The organism is Kutzneria sp. 744, assembly GCF_000568255.1.
Taxonomy (GTDB): domain Bacteria; phylum Actinomycetota; class Actinomycetes; order Mycobacteriales; family Pseudonocardiaceae; genus Kutzneria.
The window spans coordinates 5,491,669-5,511,560 of record NZ_KK037166.1 but is presented as its reverse complement, the minus strand read 5'-3'; the positions used below and the strand labels follow the sequence as shown (position 1 = coordinate 5,511,560).

Here is a 19,892-nt window from a genome sequence, read left to right as displayed (position 1 = left end):
GGCCGCCGAGCTGCCCTCAGCAGCCGGCGACCTCGGGCCGCGGCGCGGCGGCGCGCACCGCCGCGCCAGCTCGGGCCTGCTGCCCACGCTGGTCCGTCGGGTTTTCGCGGGCTGGCTGCCGTCGGCGTGACGGCGGTGGGATTGACGATGTGAAAAAAGGGGCGTCCACCGGAGATCGCATTCCGCTGGGCGCCCCTTGGTGTATTCGGGTGATTTCACCCCCCTGACACTCTAATGGGCGAGTTTCGTATCAGTGCCCCCTACCGATGCTCCTGTCAGCGGTACCCGCCCGATTACGGCGGGCCCTAGGAGGGGACATCGCCATGAACAGTCCGACACCGAGGAGCGTGGCCCGCTACGGATGGGTTCCTGACCTTCCCGACGCCAGGGACCACATGTACGCCGCGCCCCGCGCCGCCGTGGCCAATCTGCCGGCCAGCGTCGACCTGAAGGCCGGCCTGCCCGACTGCTACGACCAGGGCCAGATCGGCAGCTGCACGGCCAACGCCATCGCCGGCGCCTTCGAGTTCTCGCTGCGCAAGCAGGCGCTGGCCGACTTCATGCCGTCACGCCTGTTCATCTACTACAACGAGCGGGCAATGGAGGGAAACGTCGGCACGGACTCGGGCGCCCAGATCCGTGACGGCGTGAAAAGCGTCGCCAAGCAGGGGGTCTGTCCGGAGACGGAATGGCCGTACGAGGCCATCGCGGCCGACGCGAACGGCCATTTCCCGGCCGGCTCGCGGGAGGCGACCCGGCCGAGCGACGCCTGTTACGCGGACGCGTCGAAGAACCGGGTGACGACCTACCAGCGCGTGACGACGACGCTGGACCAGCTGCGCGGCTGCCTGGCCGCGGGCTACCCGTTCGTCTTCGGCTTCAGCGTCTACGAGAGCTTCGAGAGCCAGCAGGTCGCGAGCACGGGCGTGGTGCCGATGCCAGGCCCGTCGGAAGAGCTGCTGGGTGGCCACGCGGTGCTCGCGGTTGGCTACGACGACAACAGCCAGCGCTTCCTGGTCCGCAACTCGTGGGGCACCAGCTGGGGCCAGAACGGCCACTTCACGATGCCGTACGCGTACCTGACCGAGCGCAGCCTGTCCTCGGACTTCTGGACCATCCGCGTCGTGACCTGAGCCCGCGCACGACAACGGCCCGACCTCCCCGGGTCGGGCCGTTTTCCTTGCTGGCACTCACTTCTCGCCGGCGGCGACGTTGACCATCCTGGCCACCGGGACCAGCCAGCGGCGCTGCACGACCGAGCAGCCGACGATGGCGGCGAACAGCGGGAAGTTGGTGGCCCACACCGCGGTGTCGAACGGCAGCGTGAACACGATCACCAGCCGCAGCGTCACCTCGACGACAAAACCGATGGCCCACACCAGGTTGGCCCGCACCAGCAGGGTGCGGAACGCCGGCGAGGTCACCATGAACTCGTCCCAGGCCGCCGCCTTCTTGGCGCTGTTGGCGATGAAAGGCTTGAAGGCCTTGGTCATCACCGGCTGGTTGCGCAGCGCCATCACGCCGACGTAGATGCCCAGCGCCGCGGTGCCGAGGCCCTCCTTGGCCAGCATGAAGGTGGGTGACCCGGTCAGCAGCGTGATCGGGATGCTGACGATGGTCAGCATGAGCACCGCCAGCGCGAACTGGTCGGGCTTGCCGGCCCGCACCGTGGTCCAGATGGTGCGGGCGGCGGGCAGCAGGCCGCTGACGATCAGCGCCGTGATGACGTCGACGCCGAAGGCGTTCTTGAGCAGGTAGTAGGTGCCGAGCGGCAGGCCGATGTCCAGGACAAGGGACAGCAGCCCGCTCAGCGGCGTCTGCGCCTTGGCCGGCTTGACGGTCTGGGTGGCTGCGATCTGCTGCGTCGTCGTCATGGCTAGAACGCTACGAACGACGGCCTTTCCGCATGGGTGCCGAACAATCGAGGTCTGCCATGACAGTTGTCACGGCCGGTTCGGGCGCAGGGTCCACAGCACGGTGAGCTCGGTGGTGGTCACGCCCTCGGCGTTGGTGATGGTCACGTGCACCGGGAACTCCGGGCGCTGGCCGGCGTCGAGCTCGGCGACGACCTCGGCGGCGTCCCGCCCGAGCACGGCCTCGGCGCGCAGCGGCCCGAGCGCGACCTTGCGGTAGCCGATCTCGGCCTTGGCCACGAGCGGGGTGGCCCGGCCCAGCTGGTCGGCGAAGGCGGTCATCAGCAGCGCGCCGGAGGCAGTCTCGCCGATGCCGAAAATCATGGCCGCGTGCAAGCCGCCGACGTGATTGTGTTGCCGGGCGTCGTCGGCGATGGTCGCGACGACCTTGTCCGGTCCGATGTGCTCGAACTCGACCCCGTTGCTCCCGACCCACGGCACGGCCTGCTTCATGCCCTCGCCGATGAGTGCGTAGTCAGTGCTCATGGGCCGATGCTACTCGACGGTAACTTAACCGACTCCCCATGACCGAGCTCACAGGGTATTTCAGTTGCTAAGACATTGGCGCGAGATGCATGCTTGTACTCGGCAACTAGTTGGATGACACAAGCAACAGGGGAGAGTCCCGTGGTTCCGCTGGGTGAGGTCGCGCTCGACGACCTGGAGGTGGCCGACGGCATCGGAATGTCGATCGCGCGGCTGCACCGGTTGCTCGCCTGCGTGTCGTCCTCCGGCAGCAAGGCCGGCATGGACCGGCCGACCTTCATGCTGCTGGCCACCCTGGCCGAACACGGTCCGCGCAGGTCGGGGGCGCTGGCCGAGACGCTGCACTCCGACCCGTCCACGATCAGCCGCCAGGTGGCGCAGCTGGTCAAGACGGGTCTGGTCGAGCGTCAGGTGGACAAGCAGGACGGACGGGCGACCGTCCTGGTCGCGACCGAGCAGGGCCTGGCCCTGCTCGCGGACATGCGCGGTCGGCGCAATGCGCAGATCGCACAAATGATCATGCACTGGCCCGATGGCGACCGAGCCCGCTTCAACGAGCTCTTCGAGCGGTTCATCACCGACTACGAGCGCCATCTGCCCGTGTTCATCACCGCGTTCGCCGACAAGGCGGGCGTGGGAGGGGAGAAGTAATGTCACAGACCGCTTCCCCGGCCACCGCCGGTGTCAGCGGTGGGGGGTTCACCCAGCGACAGATCCTGACCGTGATCTCGGGTCTGATGCTGGGCATGCTGTTGGCCGCGCTGGACCAGACGATCGTCTCGTCGGCCATGCGCACCATCGCCGACCAGCTGCACGGCCAGACGCTGCAGGCGTGGGCCACCACCGCGTACCTGATCACATCCACCATCGCGACTCCGCTGTACGGCAAGCTGTCCGACATCTACGGGCGCAAGCCGATCTACCTGGCGGCGATCTCGATCTTCCTGGTCGGCTCCGTGCTGTCCGGCATCTCCACGTCGATGTACGAGCTGGCGGCGTTCCGCGCCGTGCAGGGCATCGGCGCCGGCGGCCTGATGTCGCTGGCCTTCGCCATCGTCGGCGACATGATCCCGGCCCGTGAGCGCGGCAAGTACCAGGGCTACTTCCTGGCCGTGTTCGGCCTGTCCAGCGTGGCCGGCCCGGTGGTCGGCGGCTTCTTCGCCGGCATCCCGACGCTGCTGGGCGTGGACGGCTGGCGCTGGGTGTTCCTGGTCAACATCCCGATCGGCGTGATCGCGCTGATCGTGGTCAGCCGGGTGCTCAACCTGCCGCACCGCAGCATCCAGCACAAGGTCGACTACTGGGGCGCGCTCACGCTGTGCCTCGGCGTCGTGCCGCTGCTGATCGTGGCCGAGCAGGGCCAGGAGTGGGGCTGGGGTTCGGCAGGGTCGCTGGCGCTGTTCGCCGTCGGCGCCGTCGGCATCGTCTCCTTCATCTTCGTCGAGCTGCGGATGGGCGAGGCGGCGCTGCTGCCGATGCGGCTGTTCCGCAACACGGTGTTCAGCCTGGCCAACGTCCTCAACTTCATCGTCGGCATGGGCATGTTCGGCGGCCTGGCCGCGCTGCCGCTGTACCTGCAGATTGTCAAGGGCGAGACGCCCACCGACGCCGGTCTGCTCACGCTGCCGCTGATGGTCGGCATCACGGTGTCGTCGCTGAGCTCCGGCCAGGTCATCGCCCGCACCGGTCGTTACAAGGTGCTGCCGATCATCGGCACCGGCGCGATGGCGGCCGCGCTGTTCCTGTTCAGCGGCCTCAACGCGGACACCAGCCTGGTCTACGCCGGTTTCGTGATGGCGCTGATGGGCATCGGCCTCGGCCTGTGCATGCAGACGCTGGTGCTGGCCATCCAGAACGTGGCCAAGCCGCAGGACATGGGCGTGGCCACCGCGTCCGCGACCTTCTTCCGCGGCATCGGCGGCACCGCCGGCACGGCGATCTCGCTGTCCATCCTGTTCGGCGTGGTCGGCGACCGGATCGGCAGCGCGTTGCAGAGCGCGCGTACCGATCCGTCGTTCATCGCCGCGGCGCAGGACCCGAAGGTCTTGGCCAACCCGGCCAACGCGGGCTTCCTCAAGGGCCTGGCCAGCGGCGGCGGCAGCATCGACCTACAGGACACCTCGTTCATCCAGCTGCTGGACGCCCGGTTGGCGCGGCCGCTGCTGCAGGGCTTCTCGTCCGCGATGGACACGGTGTTCCTGGTCGGCGGCATCACCACGGTGGTGGCGTTCGCGCTGGTCTGGTTCCTGCGGGAGGTGCCGCTGTCGACCAAGTCCGGTCTGCAGCGCGCCGCCGACGGCGAGGACGCCGAAGAGCGCCCGCTGATCCCCGTGATGGACTGATGTGAGCACAACGAAGGGCCCCTCCGCGGAGGGGCCCTTCGTTGTGGCTCAGTAGATCGCGAGGCCGCGCCGGTGCCTGGACCGCGGGCCCAGGTCGATCGAGTCTTTCCATCGATCGACCTGGGACAAGGGAAGGCACCGGCTTACTGGCGGCCTCGCCCCGCGCGGAACGCTCGGCAAGAACTCAGTGCTTGGCGAAGGGCTCCATCGCGCCGCTGGCGATCGCGTCCTGGTAACGCTTGTAGGAGCGGTTCACCTCGGCCTCGGCCTCGACCCGGCCGACCCAGGTCGCGCCCTCGACGCTCTTGCCCGGCTCCAGGTCCTTGTACACCTCGAAGAAGTGCTGGATCTCCAGCTTGTGGAACTCGTTGAGGTGGTGGATGTCACGCAGGTGCTCGGACCGCACGTCGTCGGCCGGCACGCAGAGCAGCTTGTCGTCGCCGCCCTTCTCGTCGGTCATCCGGAACATGCCGATCGTGCGGGCCCGGATCAGGCAGCCCGGGAACGTCGGCTCCTGGACCAGCACGAGGGCGTCGAGCGGATCCCCGTCCTCGCCGAGCGTGTCGTCCACGAAACCGTAGTCGGCCGGGTACTGGGTCGCCGTGAACAGCGTCCGGTCCAGACGGATCCGGCCCGTCTTGTGGTCGACCTCGTACTTGTTCCGAACACCCTTGGGGATCTCGATGGTGACGTCGAACTCCACTGTCCTCGCTCGTTTCGCCTCTTTGCGCAAGCGTGCCCCACGGTCGGCGCGCTGCGTCGGGGTTGGCACTCCGGTTACGCCACTAGTGTGGACCACAAGTCGTGTGTCACCGGCATCCATGGGGCTGGTGAGCTGTGTGAGCTTGGTCCGTGTCGGCCACGGACCCTGTCGAGGAGGACTTCGTGCCCGAATCCGGCCAACCGGCGCCCGCCTGGCCGACGCGGCCGGTGGACGATGTCTCGGAGCAGGCCGTCGCCGCAGGTGAGCCTGGCCCGGTCGGCTGGCCGTCGGCCGACGACGACGGCGGGTCGCCCGGCTGGCCGAGCGCCGATTCGGCGTCACCCGATGGGGTGAAAAAGGCGGAGTCGGCGAAGGCTGACGTGAAGGCCGAGCCCGACGACAGGACCGAAGTCGAGCCTGAAGCCAAGGCTGGGTCCGAAGCCCAGTCCGAGCCGGAGGGTGCGGGCAAGCCTGAGGCCAAGGCCGCGGTCGAGCCCGAGGGGAAGATCGAGACCGAGGACACGGCTGAGGCCGGACCCAAGATCGAATCCGGCCAGGCCGAGCCCGAGGCTGCGGTCGAGCCCGGAGACGACGAGCCCGAAGGTAAGGCGAAGACCGAAGGCAAGGCGAAGTCCGAAGGCAAGGCTGAAGACCAGGCGAAGCCCAAGGCCGACACCGAGGTCAAAGCCGAAGTCAAGGCCGGGCCCAAAGCCACGCCTGAGCCCGAAGTCAGGGCCAAGGCCGAGGCTAAGCCCGAGACCCAAGCCACGCCCGAGCCTCAAACCAAGCCCGAGACCGAGGCCAAGCCTGAGCCCGAAGTCAAGGCGAAGCCTGAAGCCGTCAAGGCGCAGCCCGAAGTCAGGGTCGAGACCAGGCCCGAACCCAGGGTCGAGGCCAAGTCGGAACCCAGGACCAAGTCCGAGGACAAGGCCAGGTCCGAAGACAAGGTCGTGACCACGGCCGAGGAGCAGGACACCGCGCCTGTGGCGGAACCGGCCACCCAGAAGGTGCCGGTGCCGAAACCGGTTCCAGGGACGATGAAGGAGCCCGCTACCCAGCGCGTCCAGGCGCCGCCGCCGCCGGTCAAGGACCCCCAGCGCTCGCAGACTCCGCCTCCGCGGCAGCAGACACCTCCACCGGCCTCTCGCCAGACGCCGCCACGCCCGGCACTGCCGCAAACGCATACGCCGCCACGCCCGGCTCCGCCGCAGACGCCGCCACCGCCGTCGCCTCCGCGTCCGGCTCCGCCGCAGACGCCGCCACCGCCGTCGCCTCCGCGTCCGGCTCCGCCGCAGACGCCGCCACCGCCGTCGCCTCCGCGTCCGGCTCCGCCGCAGACGCCACCTTCACCGCCGCGTCCGGCTCCGCCGCAGACCGCGTCTCCGTCGAGGATTCCGCCGGCTCCGCCGAGGGAACCGGTGACTCAGCGCGTGCCGATTCCGCCGCGGATCCCGGCCCAGAAACCGGTTCTGGAGCCGCCCCGGCCGGCGCCCAGGGAACCTGAGACGCTCCGTATCAGGCTGACCGACCTGCCGACCAAGGCCGAGCCCCAGCGGATCGAGCCGCCGGTCTCGCCGGTCGAGGACACGGTCTCGATACCGGTGGACAACGAGCGCGCCCGCCTCGACCCGCCGACCGTGCAGCTGCCCAACCCCGCGGATCCGCATGCCGGCGACGACACCCCGACCATCCGCGTCCAGGTGCCCCGCCCGCCGGCGGCCGGCCGTCCCGAGCTGGGCGACGACGTCCCACAGCCGGCGCCGCAGTTGCCCCCGCCGCCGCGGACGTCTCCCGAGAACGACATCGAGGAGCCGGCGCCGCGACGTTCCCGCAAGCCGCTGCTGGTCGGCCTGGCCATCGTGCTCGTGCTGGCCGTCGGCGCCACCGTCTACTTCGGAACGTCCGGATTCGGCGGCTCGACGGTCGTCGCGACGGCCCCGCCGCCCTCGCCCGCGGCCCCGAACCTGCTGATCAAGCCGCTGGCCGACGGGCCGAGCCCGACCGCCGCCGGCATCGCCGCCGCGCTGGCCGGCCCGGCCGGTTCGCCGGCGCTGGGCACGCTCACCGGCAGCGTCGTCGACCCGGCGACCGGCACCACGTTGTGGGACCACAACTCCAACACCCCGCTGACGCCCGCGTCCGCCGGCAAGCTGCTGACCATGACAGCCGCCCTGTTGTCATTGGACCCGCAGTTCCGCTTCACCACCAACGTCGTCGCCGGCCCCGACCCCGACACGGTGATCCTGGTCGGCGGCGGTGACCCGTCGCTGTCCTCGCTGCCGGCCGGCAAGGAGACCGTCTATCCCGGCGCGGCCCGCCTTGACGACCTGGTCGCGCAGGTGAAGAAGGCGACCAACGGCACCGTCCACAAGGTCCTGCTGGACACCACCCGCTACAGCGGCGAACCGATGGCGCCCGGCTGGGAGACCAGCGACATCGCCGGCGGGTCCGTCGCCCCGATCACGCCGATCATGCTGGACGGCGGCCGCAGCCGGCCGACCGTGTCGGAGCCGGCCCGGACCGCGACCCCGGACACCGACGCCGCCAAGGAGTTCGCCCGCCGGCTCGGCGCGGACCCCAACTCCGTGCAGAAGGCCACTGCCCCGGCCGACGCGAAGGTGCTCGGCTCCGTGCAGTCGCCGCCGTTGACCGACATGGTCAGCAACCTGCTCCAGATCTCCGACAACGTGCTCGCGGAGGCCATCGGCCGAGAGGTGGCCAAGCAGGCCGGAGCCCCGCTCACGTTCGCCGGCGGCGCCAGCACCGTGCTGAACATCCTGCGTAACAACAACTTCGACCTCACCGGCGTGACCATGTCCGACGGCAGCGGACTGTCCACTCAGGACCGGGTGACGGCCAAGCTGCTCAGCTCGATCATGACCGTGGCCGCCGGGCCGGACGGCGGCAGCGACCCGCGGGTGGCCAAGCTGCGGCCGCTGCTCAACGGGCTGCCGGTCGCCGGCGGCAGCGGCACGCTGTCCGATCGGTACGGCGACGCCACGTCCGCGCCGGGCAAGGGCTGGGTGCGGGCCAAGACCGGCACGCTCGACGGCGTGAACACGCTGACCGGCATCGTGCAGGACACCGACGGCAAGGTGCTGGCCTTCGCCTTGATGTCCAACGGATCCCAGATCGAGCAGGGCCGGGCCGCGCTGGACGCCGTGGCCGCCGCGCTGCGTGGCTGCGGATGCCGCTGATTCGGCTGCTGCGGATGCCGCGTCACCCAAGGTAGCGTCGAGGTCGTGAACGCGGGAAACGCAGCCAGGTCCCTGCCCGACGGTGGTCCTCCGTCACCGGTGGACTGGTCGGTCGCCGCGTCGACCGCCCAGCGGTTGATCCGGTCCGGCCCGACCGTGCCCAGGGCGGAGGCCGACGCCGTCGTGCGCGAACTGCGCGACATGACCGGCGCCGCCGAGTTGCACGTGCGCGAGCTGACCGGGCTCGGGCACGGGCTTCCCCTGCTCGAAGGCCAGGTCGTGGACCGCCATGGCTGGGTCCGTGCCGCCAGCGAGGGCCTCGCGCTGCTCACTGAGGGCGCCATGCCCGCGACGATGCCCGGCCCGTTGGGCGGCGTCCTCGCCGGCACCGCCGGCGTGCAGGCCGGCATGGTGCTGGCCTTCCTCAGCTCGCGGGTGCTCGGCCAGTACGACCCGTTCGGCGGCGGCGGCCGTCTCCTGCTCGTCGCGCCCAACATCGTGGCGGCGAGGCAGGCCATGGACGTGCCCGCGAGCGACTTCAGCATGTGGGTGTGCCTGCACGAGGGCACCCACCGGCTCCAGTTCACCGCCGTGCCCTGGCTGCGGGACTACTTCTCCTCCCAGGTCGGGCAGCTGCTGTCGGTCATGGACGACACCGCCGTCGGGGCCTTCAACCGCATCCCCGAGATGGTCCGTTCCGCCCGTGACCGGCTCAAGTCCGTCCCCACCGAGGGCCCCACCGCCTTGATGGAGCTCATCCAGTCCCCCGAGCAGCGGGCCGTGCTCGACCGCCTGGTCGCGCTGTCCACCCTGCTCGAAGGCCATGCCGACCACGTCATGGACGCCGTCGGCCCCGTCGTCGTGCCGTCGGTGACCACGCTTCGGTCACGCTTCACCGCCCGCCGCAAGGGCGGCGGCGTGCTCGACCGTGTGCTGCGGGCCGTGCTCGGCGTCGAGGCCAAGATCCGCCAGTACGCCGAGGGCGCCGCCTTCACCCGCCACGTCGTCGACGCCGTCGGCATGCCCGGCTTCAACACCGTGTGGACCTCACCCGAGACCCTGCCCTCCCGCGCCGAGATCGCCGACCCCGCCGCCTGGCTCCGCCGGGTCCAGCCCTGAGTTGTCCACAAGCCCCGACTTGTCCACAGCCACCCCCGTTTCAAGATCAACTGCGGGTTGTCGCTGGTAGACTGGGCTTGGGGACGCCCCCCTGGGATAGGGAGGGGGCTGATTTCGTTGAGGCCGGATGAAGCGGTGTCCGTGGTTCGCACAGCGGTGCGCCGCCTGGTGACTGCCGCGCGGAAGGCCGGGCATCTGAGCAGTGGCCAGCTGGCGGTGGCGGTGTCAGGCGGGGCCGATTCCCTGGCGCTGGCGGCGGCGGCGCAGCATCAGGCGCGCAGGCTGAACCTGACCGTGCACGGCCTGATCGTGGACCACGGCCTGCAACCGGGCTCGGACAAGATCGCGGAGACGGCGGCGGAGCAGCTCAAGGAGCTGGGCCTGCCGCACGTGACGGTGCTCGCGACGAAGGTCGAAGGCCCGGGCGGCATGGAGGCGGCGGCGAGGCGGGCCCGGTACGAGGTGCTGAGGCGGGCGCTGCCGGCCGAGGACGCGATCGTGCTGCTAGGGCATACCCGGGACGACCAGGCGGAGACCGTGCTGCTGGGCCTGGGCCGGGGCTCAGGGCCGAGGTCGATCGCGGGCATGAGGCCGCTGGATCCACCCTGGGGCAGGCCGCTGCTGGGCGTGACAAGAGCCCAGACGGAGCGCGCCTGCACGGCGCAAGGGTTGGCCTACTGGAGTGATCCACACAACGTGGACCCGGCGTTCACGAGGGTGCGCCTGCGCCGGGAAGTGCTGCCGCTGCTGGAGGACGTGCTGCAAGGAGGTGTGGCGGACGCGCTGGCCCGGACGGCGGCGCAGCTGCGGGAGGACAACGACGCCCTGGACGCGATCGCGGCGGAAATGCTGGTGGGCGACCCCGAGGAGCTCGACACGCGCAGCCTGGCCGACACGCCGGCGGCGGTCCGGCGGCGGGTGCTGCGAGCCTGGCTGAGGCGACGGGGTGTGACTGAACTCACCGATGCCCAACTGCGTGACGTGGACGCACTGATCGGTGAATGGCGAGGTCAGGGGGGCGTGTTGCTCCGAGGCAGCTTGGTGGCGCAGCGCGCACATGGCAGGCTGCAACTAGTCCGAGCGTCGCCCTGAGCAGGGGCCACGCACCTAGGCCGAAAGAGGGGAAGCGGCCCGTGTACGAGGGCGACATCGCCTCCGTGCTCATCACCGAGCAGCAGATCAGCGACAAGACCCAGGAACTGGCCAAGCAGGTCGCCGCGGACTATCCCGTCGGCGAGGACGGCTCGGACCTGTTGCTGGTCGGCGTGCTCAAGGGCGCGGTGATGTTCATGACCGACATGGCCAGAGCTCTCCCGGTGCCGGTCCAGCTGGAGTTCATGGCCGTCAGTTCCTACGGATCCTCCACGTCCTCCTCGGGCGTGGTGCGCATCCTCAAGGACCTGGACCGGGACATCGCCGGCCGCAACGTGCTCATCATCGAGGACATCGTCGACTCCGGTCTGACGCTGTCCTGGCTGCTGAAGAACCTGGCCTCGCGCCGCCCGGCCTCGCTGGAGGTGTGCGCCCTGCTGCGCAAGCCGGACGCGGTCAAGGTGGACGTGCCGGTGAAGTACGTGGGCTTCGACATCCCCAACGAGTTCGTGGTCGGCTACGGCCTCGACTACGCGGAGCGCTACCGGGACCTGCCCTACATCGGCACCCTGGACCCGAAGGTCTACTCGAGCTGACCCGAGCAAGATCAAGGGACGGATACTGACGTTGAACGTCAGGAAGGGCCCCTTACTGACGTTCAACGTCAGTAAGGGGCCCTTCCTGACAAAAGGTCAGCAGCCGGTGGTGGTGTTGCCGCAGGGGCGGCGGCTCAGGGCGTCGAACAGGACGCCGCGGAACGAGGCGGCGTCGATGGCCTGGTAGGCCTTGCCGTTGGTGACCGCGGCGATCTGCTGCAGGGCGTTCATGTCGGCGTCCGGCCCCAGCCCGATGCCGATCACCTCGACCGGCTTGGACTGGTCGGCCTGGGCCCGCAGCATCTGCAGCAGGCCGTTGAGGTCCAGGCCGCCGGTCTTCTCGTTCTTGCCGTCGGTGATCAGCACGACGGCGTTGACCTTGGTCGGGTCGAAGTCGTCACGCAGCGTCTCGTACGCGGCGAAGGCCGTGTCGTAGAGAGCGGTGCCGCCCCGCACCCGGCCCGGCAGCGCCGTCGCCGCCTGTTGCAGCGCGAACCGCTGGTTGACGCCGTTGACCTGGCCGCCGAGCGGCCCGAGCGGCACCAGTTCCTTCCAGTCGTTGGGCGGCCCCTGCTGCTGCGAGAACGCCCAAAGCCCCACGTACGTGCTGTCGGGCATCAGGGCCATCGCGGCCAGGGCTCCGTCCCGGGCGACCTCGATCCGGGTCTGCCCGCCGGGCATGGGCGAGGTCATCGAGCCGGACACGTCGATCACGGCCAGGGTCCGCCCGTCCAGGTGCACGACGTTCCACGCCCGCAGCACGGTGCCGACCTGAGCGGCCGACGGTGCCGGCAGCAGCGGCGGGGTCGCGGCCTGCACGCCGTCCTTGCCGCCCCAGCTGGCCGAGGCGGTGCCCTTCGGGTCACGGAAGCCGGCGGCGCTGAAGATGCCGGACGACCGCGCCGAGCGCAGCTCCTGCTCGAAGGCGGCGGCGGCCGAGTCGGTGCCGGAGACCTCGTTCTTCGTGGTCACGCGCACGAGGGGGTAGTCGAACAGCACGGTGCCCTCGGCCGGGTAGATCGCCACCGCCTTGGACGGGGCCGCGGTCTCCACGTTGTACGACACCACCGACTGCTCGGTGGTGGTGAACAGCAGCGCGTTGGCCGGGTCCCTGCGGATGTTGTCGAACCCGTCGCTCACCGAGTTCAACGTGGTGCCGCGCAGCCGCAGCAGCACGGCGATCAGCTCCTGCGGCGGCAACCCGTTGGACTGCGCCGGCAACAGGCCCTGGGCCAGGCCGAGCGTCGCGACGCCCTCGGTGTTGGTCAGCGGATCGGTGATCGCGATCGGGGTCTGCCCGGTCACCAGCCGCTGCCAGCTCACCGGCGACTTGGGCCAGCCCAGTTTGGTGGCCTGCGCCGTGCTGGCCGAGACCACCAGCGGCGACGACGCCAGCGAGGGGTGCTCGGCCAGCTTGGGGCTGTTCACCGGGTCCTTGTTGTCCAGGCCCTGCGCCGTCGACACCCACAGCGACGAGTCCGGGATCCACAGCGCCGGCGGGTCGATGGGTCTTGTCGGCAGCGACTGCACCACGTCGGCCGAGCCCTCGCTGACCACGGACACCTTTACGCACTGCCCGTTGACCGAGGACTGGTCGTGCTCGAAGGCGTCGGCCACCGACTGCACCGCGGGGGCCGCGCTCGGTGTCACCGCCACCCTCAGCGGCACCTGGCCTGCGCACCGGACCGAGTTGGCCGTGTTGGCCACCACAACCCCGCCCACGGCCAGCACGGCGACCAGAATGGGCAGGAAGAAGTGCCACTTTCGACCCCGCTCCGGCCGGGAAGGCGGCCGGTGGGCTCCTGTTGGCGTAGACATGGTGGTGCGCGAACCTCCTGGTCGGCGTCCAGAGCGGGCGCGGGCTGTTCTCCTCGGATCGTCGACGTGGGGGCCCCGGGCTGTAACAGCCGCGGGCCCCGTCCGGTCGGATTGGACCGAACAGCGCAGCTCCCTGGGCCGAACAGGTCATCGTGTCAGTGGCGTTGGCACCCGGGTGCCCTCCTTCTTCCGGTGCAGTGCGGCCCACGGAGGTACGTGGCCGCCGCGAGCGCGGTTCAACCCGAATGGCGGCGGCGTGTCTCCGGTCATGTCGGGGAACCCCGTCCCTGCTCCGAACGTTGGGAGCGTCATGAGGCCGCCGCCGGCCCAGCGCCGAACTTCCGACCGTGGTCCGACGGCGGCGGGCGGTAAGCTAGCTGAACGGGGCTGTCCCGCCGAAGGCGGTGACATCGCCGCTCGACGTGTTGAGCAGTGTCGTGAGGCAGGGCTTGACGTAAACGCAGGGAGGGTCGAGGCCGCGTGACGGCCGTAGGTGCATGGACCGCAAGCGCGTTCTCCGCAACCCGCTGATCTGGATCGTGGCGGCGGTTGTTGTCTATCTGGCCATCAACGTGCTGGCCGATGACACCCGTGGCTACACCCAGGTGCAGACCTCGGATGCAATTAGCCAGGTGCAGAAGGGCAATGTCAAGGCCGCCCAACTGGACGACAAGGAGCAGCGGCTCCGGCTCGACCTGAACACGCCGTTCAACGGGCACTCCCAGATCATCACGTTCATTCCGGCCAACGGGTCCGAGGACGCGATCTTCCGGATGCTTCAGGACCCGGCCAACAAGGTCGGCTCCTATGACGTGAAGGTCACCACCGAGTCGGCGTTCGTGCAGATGCTCATCATCCTGGTGCCCATCGGCCTGCTGCTGCTGGTGTTGATGTGGATGATGAACAACGTCCAGGGCGGCGGCAACCGGGTGCTGAACTTCGGCAAGTCCCGGGCCAAGCAGCTGTCCAAGGACATGCCCAAGACGACGTTCGGCGACGTCGCCGGCGCTGACGAGGCCGTCGAGGAACTCCACGAGATCAAGGACTTCCTGCAGAATCCCGGCCGATATCAGGCGCTCGGCGCCAAGATCCCCAAGGGCGTGCTGCTCTACGGCCCGCCGGGCACCGGCAAGACCCTGCTGGCCCGGGCCGTCGCCGGCGAGGCCGGGGTGCCGTTCTACTCGATCTCCGGCTCGGACTTCGTCGAGATGTTCGTCGGTGTCGGCGCCTCCCGCGTGCGTGACCTGTTCGAGCAGGCCAAGCAGAACGCCCCGTGCATCATCTTCGTCGACGAGATCGACGCCGTCGGCCGGCACCGCGGCGCGGGCCTCGGCGGCGGCCACGACGAGCGCGAGCAGACCCTCAACCAGCTGCTGGTCGAGATGGACGGCTTCGACTCGCGTGGCGGCATCATCCTGATCGCGGCCACCAACCGGCCCGACATCCTGGACCCGGCGCTGCTGCGCCCGGGCCGCTTCGACCGGCAGATCCCCGTCGGCGCCCCCGACATGCGTGGCCGCCAGGCCATCCTGCGGGTGCACGCCAAGGGCAAGCCGTTGGCCCAGGACGCCGACCTCGACGGCCTGGCCAAGCGCACCGTGGGCTTCTCCGGGGCCGACCTGGCCAACGTGATCAACGAGGCCGCCCTGCTCACCGCCCGGCACAACGGCACCATCATCACCGGCGCCGCGCTGGAGGAGTCGGTCGACCGCGTGATCGGCGGACCGGCCCGCAAGAGCAAGATCATCTCCGAGAAGGAGAAGAAGATCACCGCGTACCACGAGGCCGGGCACGCCCTGGCCGCGTGGGCCATGCCGGACATCGACCCCGTCTACAAGGTCACCATCCTGGCGCGCGGCCGCACCGGCGGCCACACGCTGTCGGTGCCCGAGGAGGACAAGGACCTGATGACCAGGTCCGAGATGATCGCCCGGCTGGTGTTCGCGCTCGGCGGCCGCGCCGCCGAGGAGCTGGTCTTCCACGAGCCCACCACCGGTGCCTCCAACGACATCGAGCAGGCCACCAAGATCGCCCGCGCGATGGTCGCCGACTACGGCATGAGCGCCCGCCTCGGCGCCGTGAAGTACGGCCAGCACGAGGGCGAGCCGTTCCTCGGCCGCCAGATGTCGCACGCGCCGGACTACTCCCTCGAGGTCGCGCACGAGATCGACGAGGAAGTGCGCAAGCTCATCGAGGCCGCGCACGACGAGGCGTGGCAGGTGCTCAACACCTACCGCGACGTGCTCGACGACCTCGTGCTGGAGCTGGTGGACAAGGAGACGCTGCACCAGAAGGACCTGGAGCGGGTCTTCGCCCGGGTGCAGAAGCGGCCGCGGATCACCGAGTTCAACAACTTCGGCAACCGCACCCCGTCCGACAAGCCGCCGGTCAAGACCCCCGGCGAGCTGGCCAAGGAGCGCGGCGAGCCGTGGCCCCCGGTCCGGAGGACGCGCCCGAGCCGGAGCCCGCGCCCACCCCGGTCGCGACCGTTCCCGGCGGCGGCGAGCTGCCCGGCACCATCCTTAAACTCTATATCGGGCGAATAAATGGTCAGGTCTCGCGACCCGATGCGTTGACCAAGAGACTCGCGCTATTCCTGCGCTGGAAATTCCGTTGCGCCCCATCTGTACCAGGCCCAGCAGCACAAAATAGTAACGACAGTGAACTTTTTAAATAACTCTTCCGTTCGGCCGACCCTTGGGATACCGCTACCCCACCTATATAGCCGAACGGGGCTCCACGTATAAACGAGCCGTCCACCGAAGATTTGAAGGATGCTGAGTCACGTTCACTTATAAGGTCATTGTAAAGGGCGCTCATGGGCGGTTCGACCGGGCGCGCGCCGAGGCGGCCGTCCGCGAGCTGCTCATCGCCTGCGGCGAGGACCCCGAGCGCGACGGCCTTCGGGACACCCCGGCCCGGGTCGCCCGCTCCTACCGCGAGCTGTTCGCCGGCCTGTACACCGACCCGGAATCCGTCCTCGAGAAGACATTCGACGAAAGCCATGAGGAATTGGTTCTCGTCACCGACATTCCGATGTACTCGACCTGTGAACACCATTTGGTCCCATTCCATGGGGTTGCGCATGTCGGCTATATTCCGAATGCGGATGGTCGGGTGACGGGATTGTCGAAGCTGGCGCGGCTGGTGGATCTGTATGCGCGGCGGCCGCAGGTGCAGGAGCGGCTGACCTCGCAGGTGGCGGACTCGCTGATGGCGAAGTTGAATCCACGCGGGGCGATCGTGGTGGTCGAGGCGGAGCATCTGTGCATGGCGATGCGCGGGGTGCGAAAGCCGGGCACGCGGACGACGACGTCGGCGGTGCGGGGGATATTCAAGACTTCGGCGACCTCGCGGGCCGAGGCGATCGAACTGATCAAGGGACGTTAGGTGCACAGCCGGTTGCCGAATCCCGACCGCTGCGTCGTGATGGGTGTGGTGAACGTCACCGCCGACTCCTTCTCGGACGGCGGGCGGTATCTGCACACCGAGGATGCCGTGCGGCACGGCCTTGAGCTGTGGGAACGCGGCGCGGACCTGGTGGACGTGGGCGGCGAGTCGACGCGGCCGGGGGCGGACCGGGTGGACGCGGATGTGGAGATCGCCCGGGTGGTGCCGGTGATCGAGCAGCTGTCGGCCCAGGGCGTGCTGGTCAGCGTGGACACGACCCGGGCCGTCGTGGCGGACGCGGCCCTGGGCGCGGGCGCGGCGGTGGTCAACGACGTGTCGGGCGGCCTGGCCGACCCGCAGATGGCCAAGGTGGTCGCGGTCAGCGGGGCGCCGTGGATCCTGATGCACTGGCGGGGCCACAGCAAGAACATGACCGACCTGGCGACCTACCGGGACGTGGTGGCCGAGGTGCGCGACGAGCTGTCGGCACGGGTGGACGCGGCGCTGGCGGCCGGGGTGTCGGCCGACGCGCTGGTGCTGGACCCGGGGCTGGGCTTCGCCAAGCGGCGCGAGCACGACTGGGCCCTGCTGCACGGCTTGGACCAGTTGCTGGGCATGGGTTTCCCGCTGCTGGTCGGGGCGTCCCGCAAACGCTTTCTCGGCGCGCTGCTGGCCGACGCCGACGGCAATCCGAGGCCGCCGGACGGGCGTGAGGTGGCGACGACGACGATCACCGCGCTGGCCGCGGCGGCGGGCGTGTGGGGCGTGCGGGTGCACGACGTCGGCCGGTCGATGGACGCGGCGCTGGTGGTGCGGGCCTGGCAGAGGGGAAGCGGCGAATGAGCGAGCTTGTGAGCGAGTCATTCAGCGCAGTGCGTCCGCGAATGCGGACATCGAGCGCTTGCGAGGTGCCGCAGTGAGCGAGCTTGCGAGCGAGTCATTCAGCGCAGAGCGTCCGCGAATGCGGACATCGAGCGCTTGCGAGGTGCCGCAGTGAGCGAGCTTGCGAGCGAGTCATTCAGCGCAGTGCGTCCGCGAATGCGGACATCGAGCGCTTGCGAGGTGCCGCAGTGAGCGAGCTTGCGAGCGAGTCATTCAGCGCAGTGCGTCCGCGAATGCGGACACCGAGCGCTAGCGAGGTGCCGCAGTGAGCGACCGGATCACGTTGACCGGGCTGCGGGTGCGTGGCTATCACGGTGTGTTCGAGCACGAGAAGCGCGACGGGCAGGACTTCCTGATCGACGTGACGGTGTGGATGGACCTGACGGCCGCGGCGGCGAGCGACGACCTGACCCAGACCATGCACTACGGCGAGCTGGCGGAGCGGGTGGCGGCGATCGTGGCCGGCGATCCGCGGGATCTCATCGAGACGGTCGCGGGCGACATCGCCGACGAGGTGTTGATGGACGAGCGGGTGCGCGAGGTCGAGGTGACGGTGCACAAGCCGTCGGCGCCGATTCCGCTGTCCTTCCAGGACGTTGCGGTCACGGTGCGCCGGGGCCGCTCGTGACACGGGCGGTGCTGTCGCTGGGTTCCAACCTGGGGGACCGGTTCGCGTTGCTCCAGGGCGCCGTGACGGGCCTGCGCGAGCACCTCCAGGCCGTGTCCCCGATCTACGAGACGGCGGCGTGGGGCGTGGAGGATCAGCCCGACTTCCTGAACGCGGTCGTCATCGTCGAGGCCGACGAGCTCGACGAGTGGGGCTGGCTGCGGTTGGGGCAGCGGCTGGAGAACGAGGCCGGTCGGGTCCGGACGAAACACTGGGGCCCGCGCACGCTTGATGTCGATGTGGTCACTGTGGACGGTGTGACTTCTGTGCATCCTGAGTTGGTGTTGCCCCATCCGGGCACTCCCGAGCGGGCCACGGTGCTGATTCCATGGCTGGACATCGAGCCTGGCGCGGTGCTGGCCGGACACGGCCCGATCAAGGACGTTATGGCCGGGTTGAGCGCCGACGGAGTGCGCCGCCGGGACGATCTCCGGCTGGAGTGGTGATGAAGTTCACGAGAATCCGAGACCTGTTCGGCATAGCGCTGGTGGCGGCCCTGCTGACGGCGATCGTGCTGCGGCTGGCCTACGCGGACCTACCGACGCTGCCGCGGCTGGCCGGCGTGACTTTCGGCGTGCTGGCGGTGGTAGAGGCGATCCTGGCCTGGCAGCTGCGCAACCGGATCACCGGCAAGCCGGGGGCCCGGCCGGTGCAGCCGCTGACCGCCGCGCGGGCGGTCGCCTTGGCCAAGGCGTCGTCGCTGGTGGGCGCGTTCATAGCCGGAAATGTGGGCCGGCGTGGTGGTCACGGTCCTGCCGGGGGTGGTGTCCCCGGCGGCGGGTGCGGACCAGACGACCGCGTTCATCGGACTGGTCGGTTCGGCCGCGCTGGTTGCCGCCGCTTTGTGGTTGGAGCACTGCTGCAAGACCCGGATCCTCCGCAGCAGGATGACAACGTCGGCCTCCGTTGAGGGGCCAATCGGGTCCGGGTAGGTCTCGTTCGGGTAACTGACCGGTACCGTAGAGCCCATGACCGGCCGCAGCGGCTTGACCGAAGGCGAGCGCGGTGACAGTCGTGGATACGGTCGGCTACTCCTGGTAGCGGTTCTCGTCCTGGCCATCGCCGGACCGCCGTCCTCGTGCTGAGCAACGACGCGAGGTTCTTGCGCCTCGGCGTCCTCGCGGCGCTGTGGGCCGCCCTGGTGGGCGCGTTCCTGGCGGTCAAGTACCGCCGAGAGGCCGCCGCCAGCGAGGACGAGGTCGCCGACCTGCAGGCCGTCTACGAGCTGGAGCTGGAGCGCGAGGTCGCGGCCCGGCGGGAGTACGAGCTGGAGATCGAGGCCGAGACCCGCCGCCGGGTCGAGGAGGAGTCCCGCGAGGACCTGGACGCGCTGCGCGGCGAGCTGCGTGCGCTGCGGGAGAACCTCGAGGCGCTGCTGGGCGGCGAGGTCCTGGTCGAGCGGGTGGCGTTGCGCGCGGAGTCCACGCGGATGCGGTCGCTGTCCGACCAGTCGCGGCTGCTGGCCGTGGGCGAGGACCGGATCATCGCCAAGGAGGACCGCAAGCCGATCACCGTCGGTTCGGTCCGCAAGGAGACGCCGTCGGACAAGTCGGTGCTGCCGACCGAGCTGATCGAGCGCATTGCGCACGAGCCGATGCGGGCCAAGGAGCCGGCCCCGCGTCGGCCCGAGCCGAGCCGTCCGGAGCCGTCCCCCAGCCGGTGCGAAGCAACAACGCCCAGACCGACG

The 19,892-nt window shown here is 69.7% G+C and carries 18 protein-coding genes and 2 pseudogenes; 15 read left to right on the top strand and 5 right to left on the bottom strand.

All coding sequences use genetic code 11. From position 1 onward, the window contains the following. Positions 1-323 precede the first annotated feature (323 nt). Positions 324-1,133, top strand: a complete 810-nt coding sequence (locus KUTG_RS24705) for a C1 family peptidase (RefSeq protein WP_043719969.1) — start codon at positions 324-326, stop codon at positions 1,131-1,133. A 57-nt stretch (positions 1,134-1,190) separates the two neighbouring features. Here KUTG_RS24705 and KUTG_RS24700 read toward each other — a convergent pair whose 3' ends face one another. Together KUTG_RS24700 and KUTG_RS24695 are read right to left on the bottom strand one after the other, a co-directional pair. After that, positions 1,191-1,874: a VC0807 family protein gene (locus tag KUTG_RS24700; RefSeq protein ID WP_043719967.1), complete on the bottom strand. Its 684-nt coding sequence runs from the start codon at positions 1,872-1,874 to the stop codon at positions 1,191-1,193. A 69-nt stretch (positions 1,875-1,943) separates the two neighbouring features. Continuing rightward, positions 1,944-2,399, bottom strand: coding sequence for a DUF4442 domain-containing protein (locus KUTG_RS24695; protein ID WP_043719964.1), 456 nt, complete (start codon positions 2,397-2,399; stop codon positions 1,944-1,946). Positions 2,400-2,540: 141 nt separating this feature from the next. On the opposite strand from KUTG_RS24695, the gene KUTG_RS24690 reads away from it, so the two are divergent. Next, a complete protein-coding gene (locus tag KUTG_RS24690; protein WP_052395376.1) occupies positions 2,541-3,050 on the top strand; it encodes a MarR family winged helix-turn-helix transcriptional regulator in 510 nt (169 codons plus the stop codon). After that, complete coding sequence (locus KUTG_RS24685) at positions 3,050-4,741, top strand: MDR family MFS transporter (protein WP_043719963.1); 1,692 nt, start codon at positions 3,050-3,052, stop codon at positions 4,739-4,741. Before KUTG_RS24690 ends, KUTG_RS24685 begins: the two co-directional genes overlap by 1 nt. A 184-nt stretch (positions 4,742-4,925) precedes the next feature. Here KUTG_RS24685 and KUTG_RS24680 read toward each other — a convergent pair whose 3' ends face one another. Together KUTG_RS24680 and KUTG_RS24675 are read right to left on the bottom strand one after the other, a co-directional pair. Continuing rightward, the gene (locus KUTG_RS24680; protein ID WP_043719961.1) at positions 4,926-5,444 is read right to left on the bottom strand and encodes an inorganic diphosphatase; all 519 of its coding nucleotides are present in this window, start codon (positions 5,442-5,444) and stop codon (positions 4,926-4,928) included. 338 nt (positions 5,445-5,782) lie between these two features. Next, a complete protein-coding gene (locus KUTG_RS24675; protein ID WP_198047302.1) occupies positions 5,783-6,208 on the bottom strand; it encodes a hypothetical protein in 426 nt (141 codons plus the stop codon). 654 nt (positions 6,209-6,862) lie between these two features. Between KUTG_RS24675 and dacB the strand changes: the two genes are divergently transcribed. The 4 genes from dacB to hpt all read left to right on the top strand — a co-directional run bounded on the left by dacB (position 6,863) and on the right by hpt (position 11,448). Continuing rightward, positions 6,863-8,641, top strand: coding sequence for a D-alanyl-D-alanine carboxypeptidase/D-alanyl-D-alanine endopeptidase (gene dacB, locus KUTG_RS24665; RefSeq protein ID WP_084579764.1), 1,779 nt, complete (start codon positions 6,863-6,865; stop codon positions 8,639-8,641). 45 nt (positions 8,642-8,686) lie between these two features. Continuing rightward, positions 8,687-9,760: a zinc-dependent metalloprotease gene (locus KUTG_RS24660; RefSeq protein WP_232240925.1), complete on the top strand. Its 1,074-nt coding sequence runs from the start codon at positions 8,687-8,689 to the stop codon at positions 9,758-9,760. Positions 9,761-9,877: 117 nt separating this feature from the next. Further along, the gene (tilS, locus tag KUTG_RS24655; RefSeq protein ID WP_043719959.1) at positions 9,878-10,852 is read left to right on the top strand and encodes a tRNA lysidine(34) synthetase TilS; all 975 of its coding nucleotides are present in this window, start codon (positions 9,878-9,880) and stop codon (positions 10,850-10,852) included. A 41-nt stretch (positions 10,853-10,893) separates the two neighbouring features. After that, the gene (hpt, locus tag KUTG_RS24650; RefSeq protein WP_043719958.1) at positions 10,894-11,448 is read left to right on the top strand and encodes a hypoxanthine phosphoribosyltransferase; all 555 of its coding nucleotides are present in this window, start codon (positions 10,894-10,896) and stop codon (positions 11,446-11,448) included. Between the two features lie 96 nt (positions 11,449-11,544). On the opposite strand, the gene KUTG_RS24645 is transcribed toward hpt, so the two are convergent. Further along, on the bottom strand, positions 11,545-13,266 hold the full coding sequence (locus KUTG_RS24645) for a substrate-binding domain-containing protein (protein ID WP_043719955.1): 1,722 nt from the start codon (positions 13,264-13,266) through the stop codon (positions 11,545-11,547). Positions 13,267-13,763: 497 nt separating this feature from the next. Here KUTG_RS24645 and ftsH point away from each other — a divergent pair. The 8 genes and pseudogenes from ftsH to KUTG_RS24610 all read left to right on the top strand — a co-directional run. Further along, positions 13,764-15,781, top strand: a pseudogene (ftsH, locus tag KUTG_RS24640) (ATP-dependent zinc metalloprotease FtsH); the annotation flags it as partial. Positions 15,782-16,068: 287 nt separating this feature from the next. Further along, complete coding sequence (gene folE, locus KUTG_RS24635) at positions 16,069-16,656, top strand: GTP cyclohydrolase I FolE (protein WP_043719953.1); 588 nt, start codon at positions 16,069-16,071, stop codon at positions 16,654-16,656. A 39-nt stretch (positions 16,657-16,695) separates the two neighbouring features. Continuing rightward, positions 16,696-17,499, top strand: a complete 804-nt coding sequence (folP, locus tag KUTG_RS24630; protein ID WP_052396665.1) for a dihydropteroate synthase — start codon at positions 16,696-16,698, stop codon at positions 17,497-17,499. A gap of 304 nt (positions 17,500-17,803) precedes the next feature. Further along, positions 17,804-18,166, top strand: coding sequence for a dihydroneopterin aldolase (gene folB, locus KUTG_RS24625; protein WP_043719949.1), 363 nt, complete (start codon positions 17,804-17,806; stop codon positions 18,164-18,166). Beyond that, on the top strand, positions 18,163-18,651 hold the full coding sequence (gene folK / locus KUTG_RS24620) for a 2-amino-4-hydroxy-6-hydroxymethyldihydropteridine diphosphokinase (protein WP_043719948.1): 489 nt from the start codon (positions 18,163-18,165) through the stop codon (positions 18,649-18,651). The genes folB and folK overlap by 4 nt, the downstream gene beginning before the upstream one ends. After that, a pseudogene (locus KUTG_RS65320) lies at positions 18,534-18,869 on the top strand (DUF3180 domain-containing protein); the annotation flags it as partial. The gene folK and the pseudogene KUTG_RS65320, both read left to right, overlap by 118 nt. A 61-nt stretch (positions 18,870-18,930) precedes the next feature. After that, positions 18,931-19,137, top strand: coding sequence for a DUF3180 family protein (locus tag KUTG_RS65315; RefSeq protein ID WP_255360932.1), 207 nt, complete (start codon positions 18,931-18,933; stop codon positions 19,135-19,137). Positions 19,138-19,283: 146 nt separating this feature from the next. After that, positions 19,284-19,892 (top strand): DUF6779 domain-containing protein (locus KUTG_RS24610; RefSeq protein ID WP_369794504.1); only part of this gene is annotated, 609 nt, incomplete at its 3' end.

Excerpts from the sequence above, each read along its gene's own strand:
- KUTG_RS24705 (WP_043719969.1), top strand. The coding sequence starts at position 324 with ATGAACAGTCCGACACCGAGGAGCGTGGCCCGCTACGGATGGGTTCCT.
- KUTG_RS24700 (WP_043719967.1), bottom strand. The coding sequence starts at position 1,874 with ATGACGACGACGCAGCAGATCGCAGCCACCCAGACCGTCAAGCCGGCC.
- KUTG_RS24695 (WP_043719964.1), bottom strand. The coding sequence starts at position 2,399 with ATGAGCACTGACTACGCACTCATCGGCGAGGGCATGAAGCAGGCCGTG.
- KUTG_RS24685 (WP_043719963.1), top strand. The coding sequence starts at position 3,050 with ATGTCACAGACCGCTTCCCCGGCCACCGCCGGTGTCAGCGGTGGGGGG.
- KUTG_RS24645 (WP_043719955.1), bottom strand. The coding sequence starts at position 13,266 with ATGTCTACGCCAACAGGAGCCCACCGGCCGCCTTCCCGGCCGGAGCGG.
- folP (WP_052396665.1), top strand. The coding sequence starts at position 16,696 with ATGGGTGTGGTGAACGTCACCGCCGACTCCTTCTCGGACGGCGGGCGG.
- KUTG_RS65315 (WP_255360932.1), top strand. The coding sequence starts at position 18,931 with ATGTGGGCCGGCGTGGTGGTCACGGTCCTGCCGGGGGTGGTGTCCCCG.